Genomic DNA, 18,328 nt, shown 5'->3' with positions numbered 1-18,328 from the left:
CCCGTCTCAGCTACTGAACAGGGCACGCCCATGTCACGGACGTCCACCCCCCAGGACACAGCACCCGACGCGGCCCCCAAGGTCGATTCACCGCTCGTCCATGGCCTCAAGCAGCGGCATCTCTCCATGATCGCCCTCGGCGGCGTGATCGGCGCCGGCCTCTTCGTGGGCTCCGGAGCCGGTATCGCCGCGGCCGGGCCCTCGATCGTGCTCGCCTATGCGATATCCGGCGCGCTGGTCATGCTCGTGATGCGCATGCTCGGCGAGATGTCGGCCGCGAACCCGGCCTCCGGCTCCTTCTCGGTCCACGCCGAGCGCGCGATCGGCCCCTGGGCGGGCTTCACCGCGGGCTGGGGCTTCTGGTTCCTGCTCTGCGTCGCCGTCGGCCTCGAAGGGATCGGCGCCGCGAAGATCATGGTGGGCTGGTTCCCCGACAGCCCCGAGTGGGCCTGGGTCGCCCTCTTCATGCTGGTGTTCTGCGGGGCCAACCTGACGGCCGTGAAGAACTTCGGCGAGTTCGAGTTCTGGTTCGCCGCCCTGAAGGTCGGCGCGATCACGCTCTTCCTCGGCATCGGCGTCCTGGCGATCCTCGGCATCCTGCCCGGCTCGGACGCGCCCGCGCCCGGCACCGCGAACCTCACCGGCGAGGGCGGGTTCATGCCGAACGGCACGGACGGCCTGATCATCGGCCTCCTCGCATCCGTCTTCGCGTACGGCGGCCTGGAAACGGTCACGATCGCGGCAGCGGAGTCCGAGAACCCGGTCCAGTCCGTCGCCAAGGCCGTGCGCACGGCGATGTGGCGCATCGCCCTCTTCTACGTCGGCTCGATGATGATCGTCGTCACGCTGCTCCCCTGGGACAACAAGGACGTCGTGGCGAAGGGCCCGTACGTCGCCACGCTCGACCACCTGGGCATCCCCGGCGCCGGCCAGATCATGAACGTCATCGTCCTGGTCGCCCTGCTCTCCGCGATGAACGCCAACATCTACGGCGCCTCGCGCATGTCGTACTCCCTGATCGCGCGCGGCCAGGGTCCCAAGGTGCTCGGCCGTGTCTACAGCGGCGTCCCGCGCCTCGCGGTCCTCGCATCCTCGGTCTTCGGCTTCGTCTGCGTCCTGCTCAGCTACTGGCGTCCCGACGACGTCTTCCCCTGGCTGCTCAACATGATCGGCGCGATGATCCTGGTCGTCTGGATCTTCATCGCCGTCTCGCAGCTGATCCTGCGCCGCAGGACGGAGCGCGACGAACCGGCGAAGCTGGTCGTGAAGATGTGGGCCTACCCGTTCCTGACGTGGGTCGCGCTGGCCGCGATGGCGTACATCTTCTACCTGATGACGGAGCAGCCGGACACCCGCAAGCAGCTCCTGGCCACGGGCACGCTGACGCTGGTCCTTGCGGCGATCGGGTTCGCGCGGCAGAAGGCGGCGGAGAAGCGGGCGGCGGCGGTGGCCGCCGAGTAACCGTCACACGTTCCAGAGGGCCCCGAGTCTTTCGACTCGGGGCCCTCTGGCGTGTTCGGACCTAGGACGAAGGGCTGATCGACTCCGACTCAACTCCACCCCACTCCTGCTGCTAGCCTGCACTTGCACATTGATTGCAATAAGCCTTGCACCACAGCAGAGCACAGCAGAGCAGCAGTCGGAGGGCTCGGACCATGGCCATTTACACGCTTCCAGAACTTCCGTACGACTACGCGGCGCTCGAACCGGTCATCAACCCGCAGATCATCGAGCTGCACCACGACAAGCACCACGCGGCGTACGTGAAGGGCGCGAACGACACCCTCGAGCAGCTGGAGGAGGCGCGCGACAAAGAGACGTGGGGTGCCATCAACGGCCTGGAGAAGAACCTGGCCTTCCACCTCTCCGGCCACATCCTGCACAGCATCTACTGGCACAACATGAACAGCCCGAAGGACGGTGGCGGCGGCGAGCCGCTGGCCGTGGACGGCGTCGGCGAGCTCGCGGACGCGATCGCCGAGTCCTTCGGCTCCTTCGCCAAGTTCAAGGCCCAGCTGACCAAGGCCTCGGCGACCACGCAGGGTTCGGGCTGGGGCGTGCTCGCCTACGAGCCGCTCAGCAACCGCCTCATCGTCGAGCAGGTCTACGACCACCAGGGCAATGTCGGCCAGGGCTCGACGCCGATCCTGGTCTTCGACGCCTGGGAGCACGCCTTCTACCTGCAGTACAAGAACCAGAAGGTCGACTTCATCGAGGCCATGTGGCAGGTCGTCAACTGGCAGGACGTGGCGAAGCGTTACGAGGCCGCGAAGCAGCGCGTGAACAGCCTGCTGCTGGCCCCGTAACGCCCTGAAGCGCCCCGCCTCGTGATCGTCTTCTCAACCTTCGCGCGGGCGGGCGGAAAGAGGAAAGGCCCCCGTGAGGACGTGACTCACGGGGGCCTTTCTGTATGCGGGGTCGGTCGATATGCGGGCTCAGTCGAAGATCGGTCCCTGCGTCCGCGTCCGCTTGATCTCGTAGAAGCCGGGGACCGAGGCCACCATGAGCGTGCCGTCCCAGAGCTTGGCCGCCTCCTCGCCCTTGGGGGCGGGGGTCACCACGGGGCCGAAGAAGGCGATCTGTTCGCCGTCGGCGCCGGGGACGGCGATGACCGGGGTGCCCACGTCCTGGCCGACCTTGTCTATGCCCTCCTTGTGGGAGGCGCGCAGTTCGGTGTCGTACGTGTCCTTCGTGGCATACGCGATGAGGTCGGCCGGCAGGCCCGCGTCGGCGAGGGCTCCGGCGATGCTCTCGTCGGTAACGCCCTGGCCCTTGTTGTGAATGCGCGTGCCGAGCGCGGTGTACAGCTTCCCGAGCACCTCGTCACCGTGCAGCTGCTGTGCGGCGATCGCGACGCGGACCGGGCCCCAGGACTTGCCGCCGGGGCGCATGTTCTCGCGGTACTCCTCCGGGATCTCGTCGAGCTTGTCCTCGTTCAGGACGGCGAGGCTCATCACGTGCCAGCGGACCTCGATGTCCCGGACCTTCTCGACTTCGAGGACCCAGCGGGACGTCATCCAGGCCCAGGGGCACAGCGGGTCGAACCAGAAGTCGACGGGGGTCTTGGTGCCGTTCTCGGACATGTCTCTCCCTAAGGAATCCGTTCGCATCTGGCCGGGGAAACGTCGGTGACGCACCAGGGCATTCCCGGATACCGGGCGCCGACCGCACATGCGAGGATCGTGACATTCGTACGAGACCTGCGTACGAGTCGTGCGATCCACGGCTTCAGACATGCGAGTCACAAGGGAGTGCCGCCCGTGCCCGGTGAGAATCTGTCCCGCGACGAGGCCCAGGAAAGGGCCGCGCTGTTGTCCGTCGACGGGTACGAGGTCTTTCTCGACCTGCGCTCCGCGATCGGCGAGAGCGACCAGGAGCCGCGCACGTTCCGCTCCGTCACCACGATCCGCTTCCGCTCGGCGGAGCCCGGCGCCACCAGCTTCGCCGATCTGATCGCCCCGAGCGTCACGGCCGTGTCCCTCAACGGCAAGGATCTCGACCCCTCCGAGGTCTTCGACGGCTCACGCATCACCCTGGAGGACCTGACCGCGGAGAACGAACTGGTGGTGGACGCCCAGTGCGCCTACAGCCGCACCGGCGAGGGCATGCACCGCTTCGTCGACCCGGAGGACGGCGAGGTCTATCTCTATACGCAGTACGAGCCTGCCGACTCCCGCCGTGTCTTCGCCAACTTCGAGCAGCCCGACCTGAAGGCACCCTTCCGGTTCGAGGTGCAGACCCCGGAGGGTTGGACGGCGTGGTCCAACGGCTCGGGTGAACTGGCCGACGGGGTATGGAAGTTCGCCGAGACCAGGCCGATCTCGACGTACATCACGGCCGTGGTCGCCGGTCCGTATCACTACGTGACGGACTCCTACAGCCGCACCTTCGACGACGGCACGACCCTCGAGATCCCGCTCGGCGCGCTCTGCCGCAAGGGCCTCGCCAAACACTTCGACGCCGACGACGTCTTCCTGGTGACGAAGCAGGGCCTCGACTTCTTCCACGACAACTTCGACTATCCCTACCCGTTCGGGAAGTACGACCAGGCGTTCGTGCCGGAGTACAACCTGGGCGCGATGGAGAACCCGGGCTGTGTGACCTTCCGCGAGGAGTTCATCTTCCGCGGCAAGGTGACCCAGGCGTCGTACGAGCGCCGGGCCAATGTGATCCTGCACGAGATGGCGCACATGTGGTTCGGCGACCTCGTCACCATGCGCTGGTGGGACGACCTGTGGCTCAAGGAGTCCTTCGCCGACTTCATGGGCTCTTTCTCCATGGTCGAGGCGACCCGCTTCACCAACGGCTGGATCACCTTCGCCAACAACCGCAAGGCGTGGGCGTACCGCGCCGACCAGCTCCCCTCCACCCACCCGGTCACGGCCGACATCCACGACCTGCAGGCCGCCAAGCTCAACTTCGACGGGATCACGTACGCGAAGGGCGCTTCGGTACTGAAGCAGCTGGTGGCGTACGTCGGGCGGGACGCGTTCCTCGAGGGCGCGCGGCGCTACTTCAAACGGCACGCGTACGGCAACACCCGCCTCGGCGACCTCCTCTCGGTCCTGGAGGAGACGTCCGGGCGCGACATGGCGTCCTGGTCGCGGTCCTGGCTGCAGACGGCGGGCGTCAACTCCCTCACCCCGCAGGTGATCCTGAACGCGGAGGGCCGGATCACGGAGCTCGCCGTGGTCCAGGAGGCAGCGGAGTCGCACCCCGAAGTGCGGCCGCACCGCGTGGCGGTGGGCCTGTACCGCCGCACCGTCGAGGGCGAGCTGACGCGGTACGCACGCGCGGAGCTGGACGTCGACGGGCCGCGCACGGTCGTCACCGAGCTGGCCGGCGAGGAGGCTCCCGAGCTGATCCTGGTCAACGACGACGACCTGACGTACTGCAAGATCCGCTTCGACGAGAACTCCCTCGCCACGCTGCGGGAGCACCTCGGCGACATCACCGATCCCCTCGCCCGCGCCCTGTGCTGGTCGGCGCTGTGGAGCCTGACCCGGGACGGTCTGATGCCCGCGCGGGACTTCATCGGGCTCGTGCTGCGGTTCGCGGGGCGCGAGAGCGACATCGGGGTGCTGCAGATGCTGCACGCGTGGGCGGACTCCGCGCTCACGCACTACGCGGCGCCCGCGTGGCGCGAGGAGGGCGGGCGTGCGCTCGCCGAGGGTGCGCTGCGGGAGCTGCGGATCGCGGAGCCGGGCAGCCAGCACCAGTTGACGTGGGCGCGGTTCTTCGCGGTGGTGGCCTCCGCGGGCGCCGATCTGCAGTTGCTGCAGGGTCTCCTCGACGGCACGGCGAAGATCGACGGGCTCGATGTCGACCAGGAGCTGCGGTGGGCCTTCCTCGGGCCGCTGGCCGCGCACGGCGTCGCCGACGAGAAGGTCCTCGGCGCGGAGCTGGCGCGGGACGACACCGCTTCGGGCAAGCGGCATCAGGTGCGGTGCCTGGCCTCCAGGCCTTCTGCGGCGGTGAAGGCGCAGGCGTGGGCGGCCGTGGTGGAGTCCGACGCGTTGTCCAACGCGCTGGTCGGGGCGACCATCGCGGGGTTCTCGCAGGCCTCGCAGAGGGAGTTGACCGCGCCGTACGCGGAGAAGTACTTCGCTGCGATTGAGCGGGTGTGGGAGGAGCGGTCCATCCAGATCGGGATGGATGTCGTCAAGGGGCTGTTCCCTCATCTACAGGACAGCCAGGGGACGGTGGACGCGACGGACGCGTGGCTCGCGGCGCATGCGGGGGCGGCTCCTGCCCTGCGGCGGCTGGTTGTCGAGGCCCGGGACGACTTGGCCCGCTCCCTGCGCGCGCAGGCTTGCGATGCGGCTGCCGCCTAGGGCCTGTCCGATGGGTCAGGCCGGTCTTCGCGCCGGGTGCCGATTCAGCAGGGCCGAGCGGGCCCTGGTGCGTGCAGCTGCAAGGCGGAGGAGGGCGTCAACGCGAATGGGGTCTCCCCTGCTCGAGCGGAGTCGAGAGCTTGGGGAAGTTGGCAACCGACGACAACGCGGGAGGGGGCACCTCCCTGCTCGAGCGAAGTCGAGAGCTTGGGGGAGGGCGTGCCAGGGCCCGCGACCCCGGCAGGACCCATCGGACAGGCCCTAGTCCGGCGGGGGCGCGCGGTGGTCTGGCGCGCCCCCGCCGGACGTACCCAGTGCAAACGGACCTTTTCGGCAGTCGAACGTCTGCACTTTAGTGCGGGGTTGTCCGGTTATGTCGACGGGCGTGTAACAGCGGTTAGAGGGGTGAGCGGGGGCGGGAATGGCCCGGTCATGAACCACAACACCCCGCTCTCCCCCCGCCCCCAGAAGCACGTCGCCGACGTCCAGCGCCGCGTCATGAGCACCGCCCAGCTGCGCGCCCACGGAATCTCCGCCGCCGACACGGCCGCCCACTGCCGTCCGGAAGGGCCCTGGCAGCAGCTGCTCCCCGGGGTGTGCCTGCTGCATCCGGGGCCGCCGACCCCTGAAGAGCGGCTGCACGGCGCCCTGTTGTACGCGGGGCGGCCGCCGGCCAAGCGGGCGAAGACCGTGCCCGCGCAGCCCGGCCCGGGCGAAGCCCACGCCCCGTACGCCGACGCGCTGATCACGGGCCTCGCGGCGCTCGCCCTGCACCGCTTCTCGTCCGCTCCCCCGCTGCTCTCGCTCGACCGCATCGACATCCTGGTGCCCCGCACCCGGCGGCTGCGGTCCACCGGATTCGCGCGGCTCGTGCGGACCCCCGCGCTGCCGACCGCCGTACAGATCACGGGAGTTCCGGTGGCGCCGGTGCCGCGTGCGCTCGCCGACGCGGTGGCGGGGCTCTCCGAGGCCGCTGCGGTGCGCAGGCTGCTCACCGAGGCGGTGCGCGGCGGACACTGCGAACCGGCCTCCATCGTCCGGGAGTTGAACCAGGCGCGGCTGCTCAACCGCCCCCACGTGGTGAACGCCGTCGACTCGCTGCTCGCCGAGGGGCGAGCCATCGCCGAGGACCGGCTCTACCAGATGGTCACCGAGCACGGGCTGCCCGATCCGCTGTGGAACGTCGATCTGCGATTGCCCGGCGGGCCGCATCTGGGGGGCGTCGACGCCTACTGGCCCGATCTGGCCGTCGCGGTCGAACTCGACACACGGGCACCGCGCCACGGCTTCCGTCAGGACGACGACGCCCTGTGGTCCGAGTACGCCCGTAAGCGCGAGCACCTGGAGCGGCTCGGCATCACCGTCGTCCATCTGACGCCCAAGAAGCTGCGGGATTCGCTCGAACAGCAGGCGACCGTCGTACGGACCGCACTGATGGCCGCGACCGACCGTGACCCGGCGGCGTATGTGGTGGTGCTGCCCAGATGACACGGGGCGGCGCTGCCCGATAGGAGGGGAGCGAAAGGGGGCGGGACCCGGACGGCGGGCCCCGCCCCCTTTCGCGTACGCGTTACGCGCCTGTTCCACGGCCCTACTTGCCGCAGAACTCCGCCTCCAGGATCGAAGGGCCGTCCCCCGCAGGCCCGTTGAAGTTGAACGCCAGCGCATGGCGGCCGTCCTCCGTGGCGCCCGCCATGGACGACGAGCCGTGGATGTCGCCGCCGTGACCCCAGACGACCTTGCCGCAGGAGGTCTTGACCGCTTCGAGGGCGAGACCGTAGCGGCGGCCCTCGTCGCCCGCCGGGACGGTCGTCTTCATCTCGGCGAGCTGCTTCTTCGGCAGGAGCTTGCCCCGCAGCAGCGCGGTGTAGAAGCGGTTCAGGTCGGCCGAGTCGGAGATCATCGCGCCCGCCGCGCCCCCCACGGACGGGTTGAACTCCGTCACGTCGTGGTTCTTGGCGTCCGGGGCGTCGGACAGCTTCGTGTACGCGCGTGAACTCGGCCGCGGCATCGACGCGTCCGTGCCGGGCAGGCTGGTGTGGTGCAGGCCGAGCGGTTCGATGACCCGTCGGCGGATCTCGTCCGCGTACGACTCGCCCGTCACCTTCTCGACGATCATTCCGGCCAGGACGTAGTTGGTGTTGGAGTAGTTCCAGCCCTTCCCGGGCTTGAAGTCCGGCTTGTGGCGCATGGCGATGGCGACCTCCTCCTCGGGGGTCCAGGTGTCATAGCGGTGTTCGAGGAACTTCTCCGTGAACACCTTCTCCTGGAAGCCCGCGTCGGCCGACACGTTGAAGACGCCGCTCGTGTGGTTGAGGAGTTGGCGCACCGTGATCCTGTCGCCGTCGTGGCCGTTGCCCTCGACGACGCCCGGCAGCCACCGCCCGACCTTGTCGTCCAGGTCGAGCTCCCCCTCTGCCTCCAGCTGGAGCAGCACGGTGGCGACGAAAGTCTTGGTGATGCTGCCGACGCGGTAGTGGTCGTGGGCCCCGCGCGGGCTCTGGTCGTCGAGGTTGCCGACGCCGGCGGCGGAGTTCCAGGCGCCGCGCCGGTCCTTGGCCTGGACGGTCACGCCGGGGGCGTCCTCGTTGACGGCGGCCTCCATCGCCTTCTGGGTCGCCCGGTGCCGGTCCCCCTGTCCTGGCGCCGAGGCGAGCGCGGGCGCCGCGAACGCACCCGCCGCCAGCGCCCCGGCCACGACCGCCGCCACTCCCGTGATCCCCGTACGCATCGACATCCGCTGTCCCTTCGTCATCGAACGTGGTCGACTCAGGGGACTCGCGGCCCGGCGCGGAGGTTGACCGGCCCGCGCGGGTTGAGCGGGATTCGGCCGATCCGCGGGGGCGGCCTCGCAGGGGGTCAGCGCTTGCGGAGGATCAGCTCCGTGTTCCGGTCCCCCGGCTCGCCGCCCAACGTGGGCTTCGCGCCCGGGGCGTTGAAGGAGAGCTCGCGGTAGAGCGCGGCGAGGCCGGTCTGCGAGAGGTCGGCGTAATCCGTGCGGTGCGGGGCCGACGACTCGATCAGGGTGGTGAAGAGGGAGATCGTGCCGTCGTGGTTGTCGGTCAGCTCCACGACGCGGGCCAGCTGCGGGAAGTCGATGTGCGAGGCCGTGGAGACCTCCCAGAAGGAGCCGTGCGGGGTCTGGTGCGGGGTGATGTCGTTCTTGTGGCTGTGGCCGTTGACCCAGGCCAGGACGGAGCGGTGACGGCCGAGCAGGGCGACGATCTCGTCGCCGCCGTGCCGGGTCTCGCGCGGGCGTCGCGGGTCCTGGCGGAGGTTCCGCATGGTCCTGCTGGTGTGGTGGCTGAAGACGATGACGTGGGAGCCGCCGCCGTTCGTCTTCTCGTTGGCCTTCAACTCCCGTTCGAGCCATTTCAGTTGGGCGGCGCCGAGGGAGCCTTCGTAGTGGCCGCCGGGGTCCGTCGTGTCCAGGCTGATGCCGAGTACGTCGTCGCTGATGCGGAAGGAGTAGTACTGGGTGCCCGCGTCGAGGTTCTCCTGCGTGTAGCCGTGGCCGACCGGTCCGTTGCCCTTGTACGCGGGGTCCAGGTGCGCCTGGACGTACTCGGCGGGCGTGAAGGGCGCCCGGCTCTCGTCCGGGGTGACCGAGCGCATCCGCCGCGACTCGCTCTTCAGGAGCTCCTTGAACTGCGCGCCCTTGGGGTCTCGGCCCTTCTTGACCGCCTTCCACAGGGCGGCGCCGCGCGACTCGTCCAGGGACATCAACTTCCGCCCGCCGACGGCGAATTCGGTGAAGTACGAGTCTCCGGGGCCCCAGCAGCCGCCGGGCAGCGCGTCGTGGTTGCCGACGGTCGAGTACCAAGGGAGCCCGAGGCCGGGGCTGTTGACCTCGCGGAGAGCGGCGTCGAGGAAGCCGTCGACCTGCGGGAAGCCGAGGGCCCTGTCGGTGTCGCGGAGGTCGCCGTCCGGATGCCAGTAGAGCTTGAGCCCGCTGTCCTGCACGCCTTCGTAGCGGCGCGGGTCACCGGTGTTGGGGGTGATGCGGCCGCCGCTCATCGTCTTGAGGAACCAGTCGAGTTCGGCGTGGGAGTTGTTGTCGGTGTTGTCGCCCGTCGTCACCACGCAGTGCAGCGGCGATCCGGTGGCGGGCGCGCCGCGCAGCGCGTTCACCCGCTCGACAAGGGCGACCGCACCCGCCACCGACAGGGCCTCCTGCGGGCGCCACGCGCTCGCGGTCTGGGCGCGCAGATACTCGTACCGAAGCGGGTGCTGTACGTCGACCAGATGCAGGTCGGTGAACTGGACGAACGCGGCGAGCGCGGTACGCCGCCCCTCGCGGCCGGGCTTGGCGGCGGCCAGGTCGCCGCGGACCACCCGCTCCCAGGCGGGCCCGTCGCCGAGCCGCCGGTATCCGGAGCTGCCGCGCGGGGCGGCGACGGCGGCCAGCGTGGTGCCACCCCGGTAGGGCATCAGGGGCGCGGCGGGTGCGGGCCGGGAGAGCGCGACGGGGGCGGGGCGGCTCGGTGCGGCATGGCTGGTGCCCGGCCTCAGGGCGTATCCCACACCCGCGGAGAGGGAGACCGCTCCGGTGGCCGCGAGGAAGGCCCGGCGGTCCACTGCCGATGCGGCGGAGGCGACGGAGTGGGTGGCGGTCTTGGCGGCGGTGGCGACAGAGCGTATGCGCGGCATGGCGCGGTCTCCCCGATTGCGAACGCGTCGGCAGTGGTCGCGGGGAATCCGGCGTACTGCGCCTACCGAATTTCCCGCTCGTACTGGATCGTTGGCATCCGGGATGACCTGCACGTTAACGAGACCGCAACGGGCAGCACCGATCACCGTACGTGGATCATCGGGCACCCTGCGCGGCCATGAACCCCTCTCCCGACGGAGAGGAGGCGGTCACTCCATGTTCACCTTTCGGGGAAGAGAAGGTGCACCGGAGCCTCAGGTCGCCAGGTGGCCGTCGGCAGGACGCTCCCGCCAGAGGCCCAGGCCGATGTCGACGAGCCCGACCCGGTCGAGGTCGGGGACGGCGTCCAGCGGGTGCCATGCAGCGAGGTCGGTCGAGCCGTCCGTCTCGTGGCGCAGCTCGCCGCCGGTGATCCCGGCCTCGTAGATGATGCGCAGGCCGTGGAAGTCGGCGACGGCGCCGAGCCTGCGGGGGTAGCGGCGGCGCAGGGAGTCCATGCCGAGCAGCGTGACCGGCTGGATGACGTAGCCCGTCTCCTCGTCCGCCTCGCGGATCACCGTGTCGTACGGATCCTCCCCGTGGTCCATGCCGCCGCCGGGCAGCGTCCAGCGTTTGCTGCCGTCGCCCGCCACCCAGCGGGCCAGCAACACCTGCCCGTCGCGTACGCATACGGCGTAGGCCGCCACCCGAAGCTCTTTGTGCACAGGCTGACGCTAGACCTAATAGCTCCCTTAATACGGTCCTTCTACGGTCCTCCTATTGCGGGTTCGCCGGTGAGTATTCGGGCGGCGACCACGCATAGGGGCTCGCTCCCAGGGTTTCCGCCGTCCTCTCGACGGTGAAGCGGACCGTGCGGGAACCGTCCGCCGCGTACTCGGTGCGTGCCGTGCCGGAGAGCTGGAGGGTGGTGCCGGTCGCCCAGTCGAGGAAGAGGAGCCCGGCACGGGGGTCGGTGGCGAGGTTGCCGAGGGTCAGGAACATGGAGTTGCCCGGGTAGTCCCGCCAGACCAGCTCGTAGGGGGACGGCACCTCGACGAATCCCGGATTGCCGCCCCGGTGGCTGGCGTCGGCGCCGTGCTCGTGGACGGTGGCGAGGAAGAAGGTGTCGGCGGCGGCGATGAACGCGCGCTGGTCGCCGGTGAGTTTCACTCCGTGGCGGGGCGAGGCGGGGCGGCCCGGCGCCTTTCCCTCCAGGAGGTCGCGCTTCTGGAGGTACTTGGGGCAGTTCGAGAAGACCTGGTCGGCCTCGATCGCCAGGCCGCGCGGGGTGGGGCGCGCCCTGCCGTTGAGGCGCATGCGGCGGCGGGTGCGGGGGTCGAGGGCGATGGTTCCGACGGGGGTGCCTTCGCGGGCGAGGCTCCGGGCCAGCGGGTCTCCGGCGTGCGGGCCTCCCCGGATCGATATCTGCTGCGGCCCCGTGGCCCGCACGAACCCGGGTGCGCCGGTGAGCAGCGAGGCCCAGACGGCGCCCTCGGTGTCCGCGCCGCCGAGCACCAGCATGGGCTGGAGTTCGAGGAAGGCGGCGGCCACCGGGCGGATGCCCTGGCCTATGGAGCGGCCCACGTGATCGGCCATATCGCGTACGCCGACGAGATCTTGGACGGTGCGGGAGCCGTGGTGGTAGGGCCCTTCGGGTGCGTGCGAGGCCATGGGGTTCATCGCGTCCTTCCGGGATTGCGGGCTTACGGGCTTAGAAGAAGCCGCAGGTGGGTGCCGACTCCACCGGTGCGGCGGCCGTATCGGCCCCGGTCGGAGAATAGATCTCCAGGCGCGTGCCGTCCGGGTCGCGGAAGAAGATGCCGCCGGACGGTGTCGACCTCGATCGCCAGGTGGTGCAGGCCTGCGCTTCCGGCGGCGTACGCGGTGTCGGCCTGCTGCCAGAGCGTGAGGACGGGCCTGGCGCCATCGCCCAGGAAGGCGAACCTGCGGCCCTCCTCCTTGCCCTCACCGATCACGCCGTAGCCGATGACGTCTCGATAGAAGGCCAGTGAGCGCTCGATGTCCGTGACGTTCAGGCCGATGTGGCCGGTGCGGAGTGCGCTCGGCGTGCTGGTCGCGGTCATGACTCTCCCCTTGTCAGCAGTGGCCGCCCGCTCGACGCGGACTAACCGTTGATATTGAGGTTAGAGGTTAGAGACCGCGAGCGTCAACCGGTCACGTACTCTTTACTGGTTAGCCGTGAAGGGAGCCCCCATGTCCGCCGACGCCGCTCGCGACCCTCGCCCCCTCGTGGGCGAGCCGCTCTCCCTCGACCTGCTCAATACGCGGTGGATGCTGGACGGCGTACGCCAGGATCTGCTGACCGACGCCGAGGGCCTCGGCATCTGGCTCGCGGCCAACGGCATCGCTGATCGCTTCGAGGCGGACGGGCGGACGCTGGAGCACGTCCTGCTGGCGCGGGACGCGCTGGCCTCCGTGGTGGACGCGCCGGGCGAGGCGGCGGGGGTCGCACGGGTCAACAAGATCCTCGGGCACGGGCGGATCCGGGCGACGCTGAGTCCTGAAGGTCCGGGCGAGGAGCTCGAGTTCAAGGACGCGAGCTGGGGTCCGGGCTGGCTGGCGACGCGGGACTACCTGGGGCTGCTGGCCGCGGCGCCGGATCGGATCCGGCGGTGCGCCCACGAGGCGTGCATCCTGCACTTCTTCGATACGTCGCGGAACGGCACCCGGCGGTGGTGCTCGATGGCCGCGTGCGGCAACAGGGCGAAGGCGTCCCGCCATTACGCCAGGTCTCGCGAGGATTAGGGCGTCCCTGCGGAGCTGAATCTTTCAGCCCCGGGGGCGAATAGTCCGCAATGCCGCCGGTGGCACATGGCGGAATTACGCCACCGCCCGATCCGCCCCGGGCAACTCTCCCCAAACAGCAGTCACTTACGTGAAGCTAAGCGGTCATCCGGTACCGAATTCCGGACCCTTTCGACCTTACGTACAGGGATGCTGATGACCCCCGAAGCCACACCCTCCACACCCATATCGCCGGCGAGACGCCCAAGACGGGCGGCCCGGCTCGCGATAGCCGTCGGCCTGACCGCCGCACTCTCCGCCGCCGGGCCCATACCCATGGCCCTCGCGGCCGACGAAGACCCCGGCGCCCCCGCCGCCCCCGCACCCAAGGACGCCGCCGGCAAGCTCGGTTCGGCCGACGCCGACCTGCTCGCGGAGGCGAAGGCGGACGGTGAGAAGACCGTCACGATGATGGTCGCCACCGCGCCCGGCGCCACCGAGAAGGTCGCCGGCCAGCTCGACGCCGTCAAGGGCGGCTCCGTCGGCCGGACCGACGACAAGCTCGGCTACGTCCGCGCCTCCGTGCCCACCGCGAAGGCCGACGCCGCGATCGAGGCGGCCGGCAAGCTGTCCTCCGTACACGGCATCGATCTGCGGCACGAGATCGAGCTCGACGATCCGACGCCCGCCGCCGACCACGCCAAGGGCGCGGACGTGGCGGCGCAGGGAACGTACGCCGGGCCGGACAAGAACACCCCGGCGAAGAACCCGTACAACCCCTCCTTCGAGACCGGCGCCGTCGACTTCGTGAAGAAGAACCCGAAGGCGGACGGCCGCGGCACCACCATCGGCATCCTCGACTCCGGCATCGACCTGGGTCACCCCGCGCTGCAGAAGACCACCACCGGCGAGCGGAAGATCACCGACTGGGTCACCGCCACCGACCCGATCGTCGACGCCGACGCGACCTGGCGGCGGATGACCAACCCCGTCACCGGCCCCGTCTTCACGTGGGACGGCCAGACCTGGAAGTCCGCCGCGGGCTCGTACCAGATCAGCCGGTTCAGCGAGAAGGCCACCACCGGCGGCGACGCCAAGGGCGACCTGAACCGCGACGGCGACACCACCGACACCTGGGGCGTGCTCTACGACCCGGCCGCCGGGACGGTCCGCATCGACCTGAACGACAACAAGGACTTCACCGACGACGACACGATGAAGCCGTACAAGGACGGCCACCAGGTCGCCTACTTCGGCAAGGACGACCCGGCGACCGACGTCGTCGAGCGCGTCCCGTTCGTCGTCGAGATCCGCAAGGACGTGCCGACCGACCCGTACGGCGGCGACTGGGTCGGCAAGAAGGCCGACTTCGTCAACATCGGCCTCATCGAGTCCGAGCACGGCACGCACGTCGCGGGCATCACCGCGGCCAACGGCCTGTTCGGCGGCAAGATGAACGGCGCGGCGCCCGGCGCCAAGCTGGTCTCGTCCCGCGCCTGCACCTGGACCGGCGGCTGCACCAACGTCGCGCTCACCGAGGGCATGATCGACCTCGTGACGAAGCGCGGCGTCGACATCGTCAACATGTCGATCGGCGGCCTCCCGGCCCTCAACGACGGCAACAACGCGCGCGCCGAGCTCTACAAGCGGCTCATCGACGAGTACGGCGTGCAGTTGGTGATCTCGGCCGGCAACTCCGGCCCCGGTGCCAACACCATCGGCGACCCTGGTCTCGCCGACAAGGTCATCTCCGTCGGCGCGTCCATCTCCAAGGACACCTGGGCCGCCAACTACGGCTCCGTCGTGCGGAAGCCGTACGCGATGCTGAACTTCTCCTCGCGCGGCCCGCGCGAGGACGGCGGCTTCGCGCCGATCATCTCGGCGCCGGGCTCTTCCATCAACACCACGCAGACCTGGCTGCCGGGCTCCCCGGTCGCCGAGGCGGGCTACAAACTCCCCGCCGGATACTCGATGTTGCAGGGTACGTCGATGGCGTCCCCGCAGGCCGCGGGCGCCTCCGCGCTGCTCCTCTCCGCCGCCAAGCAGAAGAACATCGACCTCACTCCGGCCAAGCTGCGCACCGCGCTCACGTCGACCGCGGACCACATCCGCGGCGAGCAGGCGTACGCGCAGGGCACCGGCCTGATCGACATCGTGGGCGCCTGGGGTGCCATCAAGTCCGGTGCGAACGCGCACAGTTACACGGTGAAGGCGCCGGTCGACACCGCCCTGGAGCAGGAGCTGAAGAAGCCCGGCACCGGCATCTACGACCGTGAGGGCGGCCTGAAGGTCGGCCAGAAGCGGACGTACGACGTCACCATCACGCGGACGTCGGGCCCGGACCGCGCCGTGCGCCACGAGCTGGACCTGAAGAACAACCACGGCGGTACGTTCCGCGTGCTGGGCGATGACGAGATCTCGCTGGGCCTGAACAAGCCGGTGACGGTCAAGGTCCAGGCGAAGGCCGGGTCCGCCGGGCTGCACAGCGCGGTCCTCACCGTGAACGACGAGCGCACCAAGGGCGTCGACCAGCAGATCATGTCGACGGTCGTCGTCTCGGCGCCGCTCGCCAAGCCGTCGTACACCTTCTCGGCGGCCGGTTCGGTGCAGCGCAACAGCACCAAGTCGTACTTCGTGACGGTGCCCAAGGGCGCCAAGTCCCTCGAAGTCGCCCTCGGCGGCCTGAAGGGCAAGAGCCAGACGCGGTTCATCGCGGTGCACCCGTACGGCGTCCCGGTCGACTCGACCTCGTCGCTCGTCTGCTACCCGAACTACGAGAACCCGGCCAACACCTGCCGCCCCGACCTGCGTTCGTACGCGGACCCGCAGCCGGGCGTCTGGGAGATCGAGATCGAGTCGCGCCGGACGTCGCCGCTGCTCGACAACCCGTACAAGCTGGACGTCGCCGCGCTGGGCGTCGCCTTCGACCCGGCCGTGCAGACGGTGCCCGAGGCCAAGGTCGGCACGCCCGCCCCGGTCTCCTGGAAGGTCACGAACGATTTTGCCGCGGTCGACGGCAAGCTCCAGGGCGGCCCGCTCGGCTCGTCGAAGGCCGCGAAGCCTTCCATCAAGCAGGGCGAGACGCAGACCACGACCGTGGTCGTGCCGGAGGGCGCGGAGCGGCTCGACGTCGCGATCGGCTCGACGTCCGACTCGGCCGCCGACCTCGACCTCTCGGTCCTGAAGGACGGAAAGGTGGTCGGCTCGTCGGCGGACGGCGACTCCGAGGAGTCCGTCAGCCTGCCGAAGCCCGCCGCGGGTACGTACGAGATCGAGGTCGTCGGATACTCCATCCCGGCGGGCACGACCGAGTACTCCTACCTGGACGTCTTCTTCTCGGCGGCGCTCGGCACGGTCAAGGTCGACCAATCGGCGCCGGTGAACTTGCCCAACGGCGCTTCGGCGGACGTGAAGGCGGAGGTCGTCGCCGACGCACCGGCCGCGGAGGGGCGTGAACTGTTCGGCGAGGTGTCGCTCCTGAACGGGCGCGGCACGGTGTCCGGGACGGGCAGCGTGAAGATCACTAAGGTCGTTCCGTAGCCGGTCGGCTAGTGGGCGATGCAAAAAAGTCCCGCCGAATGTCCCCTTTGGGGGCATTCTGGCGGGACTTTTCTGCGTTCGCCGAGCGGGCTAGTCGCACTGGATCTGGCGGGAGCCGGGGAGGGCGTTCGTGATCGTCGTGCGGAGGCGGTCGCGCTTCTTTCCCATGGCCCAGTTGTCCGGTTCGGTCTCCCCCTTCGTCATGGTGATCAGGACTCGGTCGCCCACCTTCAGGCGCGGGTCGACGTCATGGTCCATGGGGAAGGTGACCGTCCCGGGGCCGGACTCCGGTTTGATGTAGTGGTCGGCGTCGAGCGTGATCCGGTCCCGCGCCGCACCCGGCACCGCGTCGACCGCCGTCACCGTGCCCTCCACGATGAGCCGCGAGCACGCCACGAAGCCCTCCGGAGTGAGATCCGCGTCCTGCTGCTTCCCGCCGCCCGGCGCCGCCGCCTTTTCGTCACCGGACGTGGCGGCGTCCTCGCTCCCCATGCCGCCGCCGGATGCCAGTACGGCCCAGGTCATGACACTGGCCACGGCGAGACCGCCCGCCGCCGCGAGGGCGCCGAAGGCGAGCCGCAACGGGCGCCGGTTCCGTACGGGAGGCCGTGCCACCGTCTCCGGCACCGGCTCCGGCACCGGCACCGGCTCCGGCGCAGGCCGCGCCCCCAATGCGTCGCCCGCCGCTGCCAACCCCTCCCGCAGCAGGGCGACATCCGCCACGGCCGCCGCGTGCTCGGCGCGGAACTCGGGATCACCGCGCACCTCGTCCGGCACGGGGTCGCCCGTGACCGCAAGCATCAACGCCTCGTAGGCCTCGTCGTACGTCCCAGGCACCCTCACACCACCTCGCCCTCGTGCAGCCGCGTCCGCAGCACCCGTACCGCGGAGTGCAGCCTGCTCTTGACCGTGCCCTCCGGGATGCCGAGCTCGTCGGCGATGGCACGGACCGGCAGATCCGCGTAGAACCGCAGGACCACGACCTGCCGCTGGGCATCCGGCAGCTCGCCAAGACCCTGCGTGACGGCGAGGGACAGCGCCCGCGCCTCCGCGCCGTCCTCGTCGGTGGTCTCCCGCCACAGCACGGCGAGCCGCTCCCCGAGCCGCTCCTGCCTGCGGCGCGCCCGGTGCCAGTCCATGGCGAGGTTCGACGCGACCACCGCCGCCCACGCGGACACGTCACGCGGCGCCTCGCGCCCGTCCGCCGCCCGCTCCAGGAGCTTCAGCCTGACCTGCTGGACGCCGTCGGGCAGATCGGCGTGCGGCACCCCGCCGAGCGCGAGCACCGCCCGCACCCGGTCCTCCTGTGCCGCGTCGAGCGGATCCGCCTTCTCCTGCCTCTCGGCGGCCCGGCGCGTTTTTCTCCGCAGCAAGGCACCCCTCCCATCCCCGCGTTTCCCCTAGGACGCCGGGACGGCCCGAAACGTTCGCCGACGGTCGCCGCGATGTGACATCCGGTACTCGGGGATGTGACATCCCGTACTTCGGACAATGGATTGGACAAGGCGACGGTGGACAGACGCATCATGGAACGCACCCCGAGCGCCAGGTCAGCTGGCCACGCGCATGCACATACGGA

Annotated in this window: 13 protein-coding genes and 1 pseudogene; 6 read left to right on the top strand and 8 right to left on the bottom strand. The window is 69.9% G+C overall.

Going from position 1 to position 18,328, the window contains the following annotated elements:
• Positions 1 to 30: 30 nt before the first annotated feature.
• Positions 31 to 1,461 (top strand): amino acid permease, encoded by a 1,431-nt coding sequence (locus tag AB0O76_RS02405; RefSeq protein ID WP_365484259.1) that lies wholly within the window; start codon positions 31 to 33, stop codon positions 1,459 to 1,461.
• Positions 1,462 to 1,655: 194 nt separating this feature from the next.
• Positions 1,656 to 2,306: a superoxide dismutase gene (locus AB0O76_RS02400; RefSeq protein ID WP_363273290.1), complete on the top strand. Its 651-nt coding sequence runs from the start codon at positions 1,656 to 1,658 to the stop codon at positions 2,304 to 2,306.
• Positions 2,307 to 2,435: 129 nt separating this feature from the next.
• Here the strand turns inward: AB0O76_RS02400 and AB0O76_RS02395 are convergent, their stop codons facing one another.
• Positions 2,436 to 3,083 (bottom strand): DsbA family protein, encoded by a 648-nt coding sequence (locus tag AB0O76_RS02395; protein WP_365484256.1) that lies wholly within the window; start codon positions 3,081 to 3,083, stop codon positions 2,436 to 2,438.
• A gap of 177 nt (positions 3,084 to 3,260) precedes the next feature.
• On the opposite strand from AB0O76_RS02395, the gene pepN reads away from it, so the two are divergent.
• Both pepN and AB0O76_RS02385 read left to right on the top strand, forming a co-directional pair.
• On the top strand, positions 3,261 to 5,834 hold the full coding sequence (pepN, locus tag AB0O76_RS02390) for an aminopeptidase N (RefSeq protein WP_365484254.1): 2,574 nt from the start codon (positions 3,261 to 3,263) through the stop codon (positions 5,832 to 5,834).
• 432 nt (positions 5,835 to 6,266) lie between these two features.
• On the top strand, positions 6,267 to 7,322 hold the full coding sequence (locus AB0O76_RS02385) for a hypothetical protein (protein WP_365484251.1): 1,056 nt from the start codon (positions 6,267 to 6,269) through the stop codon (positions 7,320 to 7,322).
• 103 nt (positions 7,323 to 7,425) lie between these two features.
• Here AB0O76_RS02385 and AB0O76_RS02380 read toward each other — a convergent pair whose 3' ends face one another.
• The 5 genes and pseudogenes from AB0O76_RS02380 to AB0O76_RS02360 all read right to left on the bottom strand — a co-directional run bounded on the left by AB0O76_RS02380 (position 7,426) and on the right by AB0O76_RS02360 (position 12,548).
• A complete protein-coding gene (locus tag AB0O76_RS02380; protein WP_365484248.1) occupies positions 7,426 to 8,589 on the bottom strand; it encodes a serine hydrolase domain-containing protein in 1,164 nt (387 codons plus the stop codon).
• A 104-nt stretch (positions 8,590 to 8,693) separates the two neighbouring features.
• Positions 8,694 to 10,484 (bottom strand): TIGR03767 family metallophosphoesterase, encoded by a 1,791-nt coding sequence (locus tag AB0O76_RS02375; RefSeq protein ID WP_365484245.1) that lies wholly within the window; start codon positions 10,482 to 10,484, stop codon positions 8,694 to 8,696.
• A gap of 255 nt (positions 10,485 to 10,739) precedes the next feature.
• Positions 10,740 to 11,189 (bottom strand): NUDIX hydrolase, encoded by a 450-nt coding sequence (locus AB0O76_RS02370; protein WP_365484242.1) that lies wholly within the window; start codon positions 11,187 to 11,189, stop codon positions 10,740 to 10,742.
• Positions 11,190 to 11,241: 52 nt separating this feature from the next.
• Positions 11,242 to 12,135: a pyridoxamine 5'-phosphate oxidase family protein gene (locus AB0O76_RS02365; RefSeq protein WP_365484239.1), complete on the bottom strand. Its 894-nt coding sequence runs from the start codon at positions 12,133 to 12,135 to the stop codon at positions 11,242 to 11,244.
• Between the two features lie 40 nt (positions 12,136 to 12,175).
• A pseudogene (locus AB0O76_RS02360) lies at positions 12,176 to 12,548 on the bottom strand (VOC family protein).
• 130 nt (positions 12,549 to 12,678) lie between these two features.
• Here AB0O76_RS02360 and AB0O76_RS02355 point away from each other — a divergent pair.
• A complete protein-coding gene (locus AB0O76_RS02355) occupies positions 12,679 to 13,230 on the top strand; it encodes a CGNR zinc finger domain-containing protein (protein WP_365484236.1) in 552 nt (183 codons plus the stop codon).
• Positions 13,231 to 13,425: 195 nt separating this feature from the next.
• Positions 13,426 to 16,749 (top strand): S8 family serine peptidase, encoded by a 3,324-nt coding sequence (locus AB0O76_RS02350; RefSeq protein ID WP_365484233.1) that lies wholly within the window; start codon positions 13,426 to 13,428, stop codon positions 16,747 to 16,749.
• A 90-nt stretch (positions 16,750 to 16,839) separates the two neighbouring features.
• Here AB0O76_RS02350 and AB0O76_RS02345 read toward each other — a convergent pair whose 3' ends face one another.
• Complete coding sequence (locus tag AB0O76_RS02345; RefSeq protein ID WP_365484231.1) at positions 16,840 to 17,586, bottom strand: hypothetical protein; 747 nt, start codon at positions 17,584 to 17,586, stop codon at positions 16,840 to 16,842.
• 2 nt (positions 17,587 to 17,588) lie between these two features.
• Positions 17,589 to 18,122, bottom strand: a complete 534-nt coding sequence (locus tag AB0O76_RS02340; RefSeq protein ID WP_365484228.1) for a sigma-70 family RNA polymerase sigma factor — start codon at positions 18,120 to 18,122, stop codon at positions 17,589 to 17,591.
• Positions 18,123 to 18,328: the final 206 nt, after the last annotated feature.

Origin of the sequence: Streptomyces sp. NPDC086554, from assembly GCF_040686095.1 — a bacterium.
Classification (GTDB): Bacteria; Actinomycetota; Actinomycetes; order Streptomycetales; family Streptomycetaceae; genus Streptomyces.
This window is presented reverse-complemented; position numbering and strand designations above follow the sequence as displayed.

Coding starts and splice junctions, on each gene's coding strand:
- AB0O76_RS02405 (WP_365484259.1), top strand. CDS start 31: ATGTCACGGACGTCCACCCCCCAGGACACAGCACCCGACGCGGCCCCC.
- AB0O76_RS02400 (WP_363273290.1), top strand. CDS start 1,656: ATGGCCATTTACACGCTTCCAGAACTTCCGTACGACTACGCGGCGCTC.
- AB0O76_RS02395 (WP_365484256.1), bottom strand. CDS start 3,083: ATGTCCGAGAACGGCACCAAGACCCCCGTCGACTTCTGGTTCGACCCG.
- AB0O76_RS02385 (WP_365484251.1), top strand. CDS start 6,267: ATGAACCACAACACCCCGCTCTCCCCCCGCCCCCAGAAGCACGTCGCC.
- AB0O76_RS02380 (WP_365484248.1), bottom strand. CDS start 8,589: ATGACGAAGGGACAGCGGATGTCGATGCGTACGGGGATCACGGGAGTG.
- AB0O76_RS02375 (WP_365484245.1), bottom strand. CDS start 10,484: ATGCCGCGCATACGCTCTGTCGCCACCGCCGCCAAGACCGCCACCCAC.
- AB0O76_RS02365 (WP_365484239.1), bottom strand. CDS start 12,135: ATGGCCTCGCACGCACCCGAAGGGCCCTACCACCACGGCTCCCGCACC.
- AB0O76_RS02355 (WP_365484236.1), top strand. CDS start 12,679: ATGTCCGCCGACGCCGCTCGCGACCCTCGCCCCCTCGTGGGCGAGCCG.
- AB0O76_RS02350 (WP_365484233.1), top strand. CDS start 13,426: ATGACCCCCGAAGCCACACCCTCCACACCCATATCGCCGGCGAGACGC.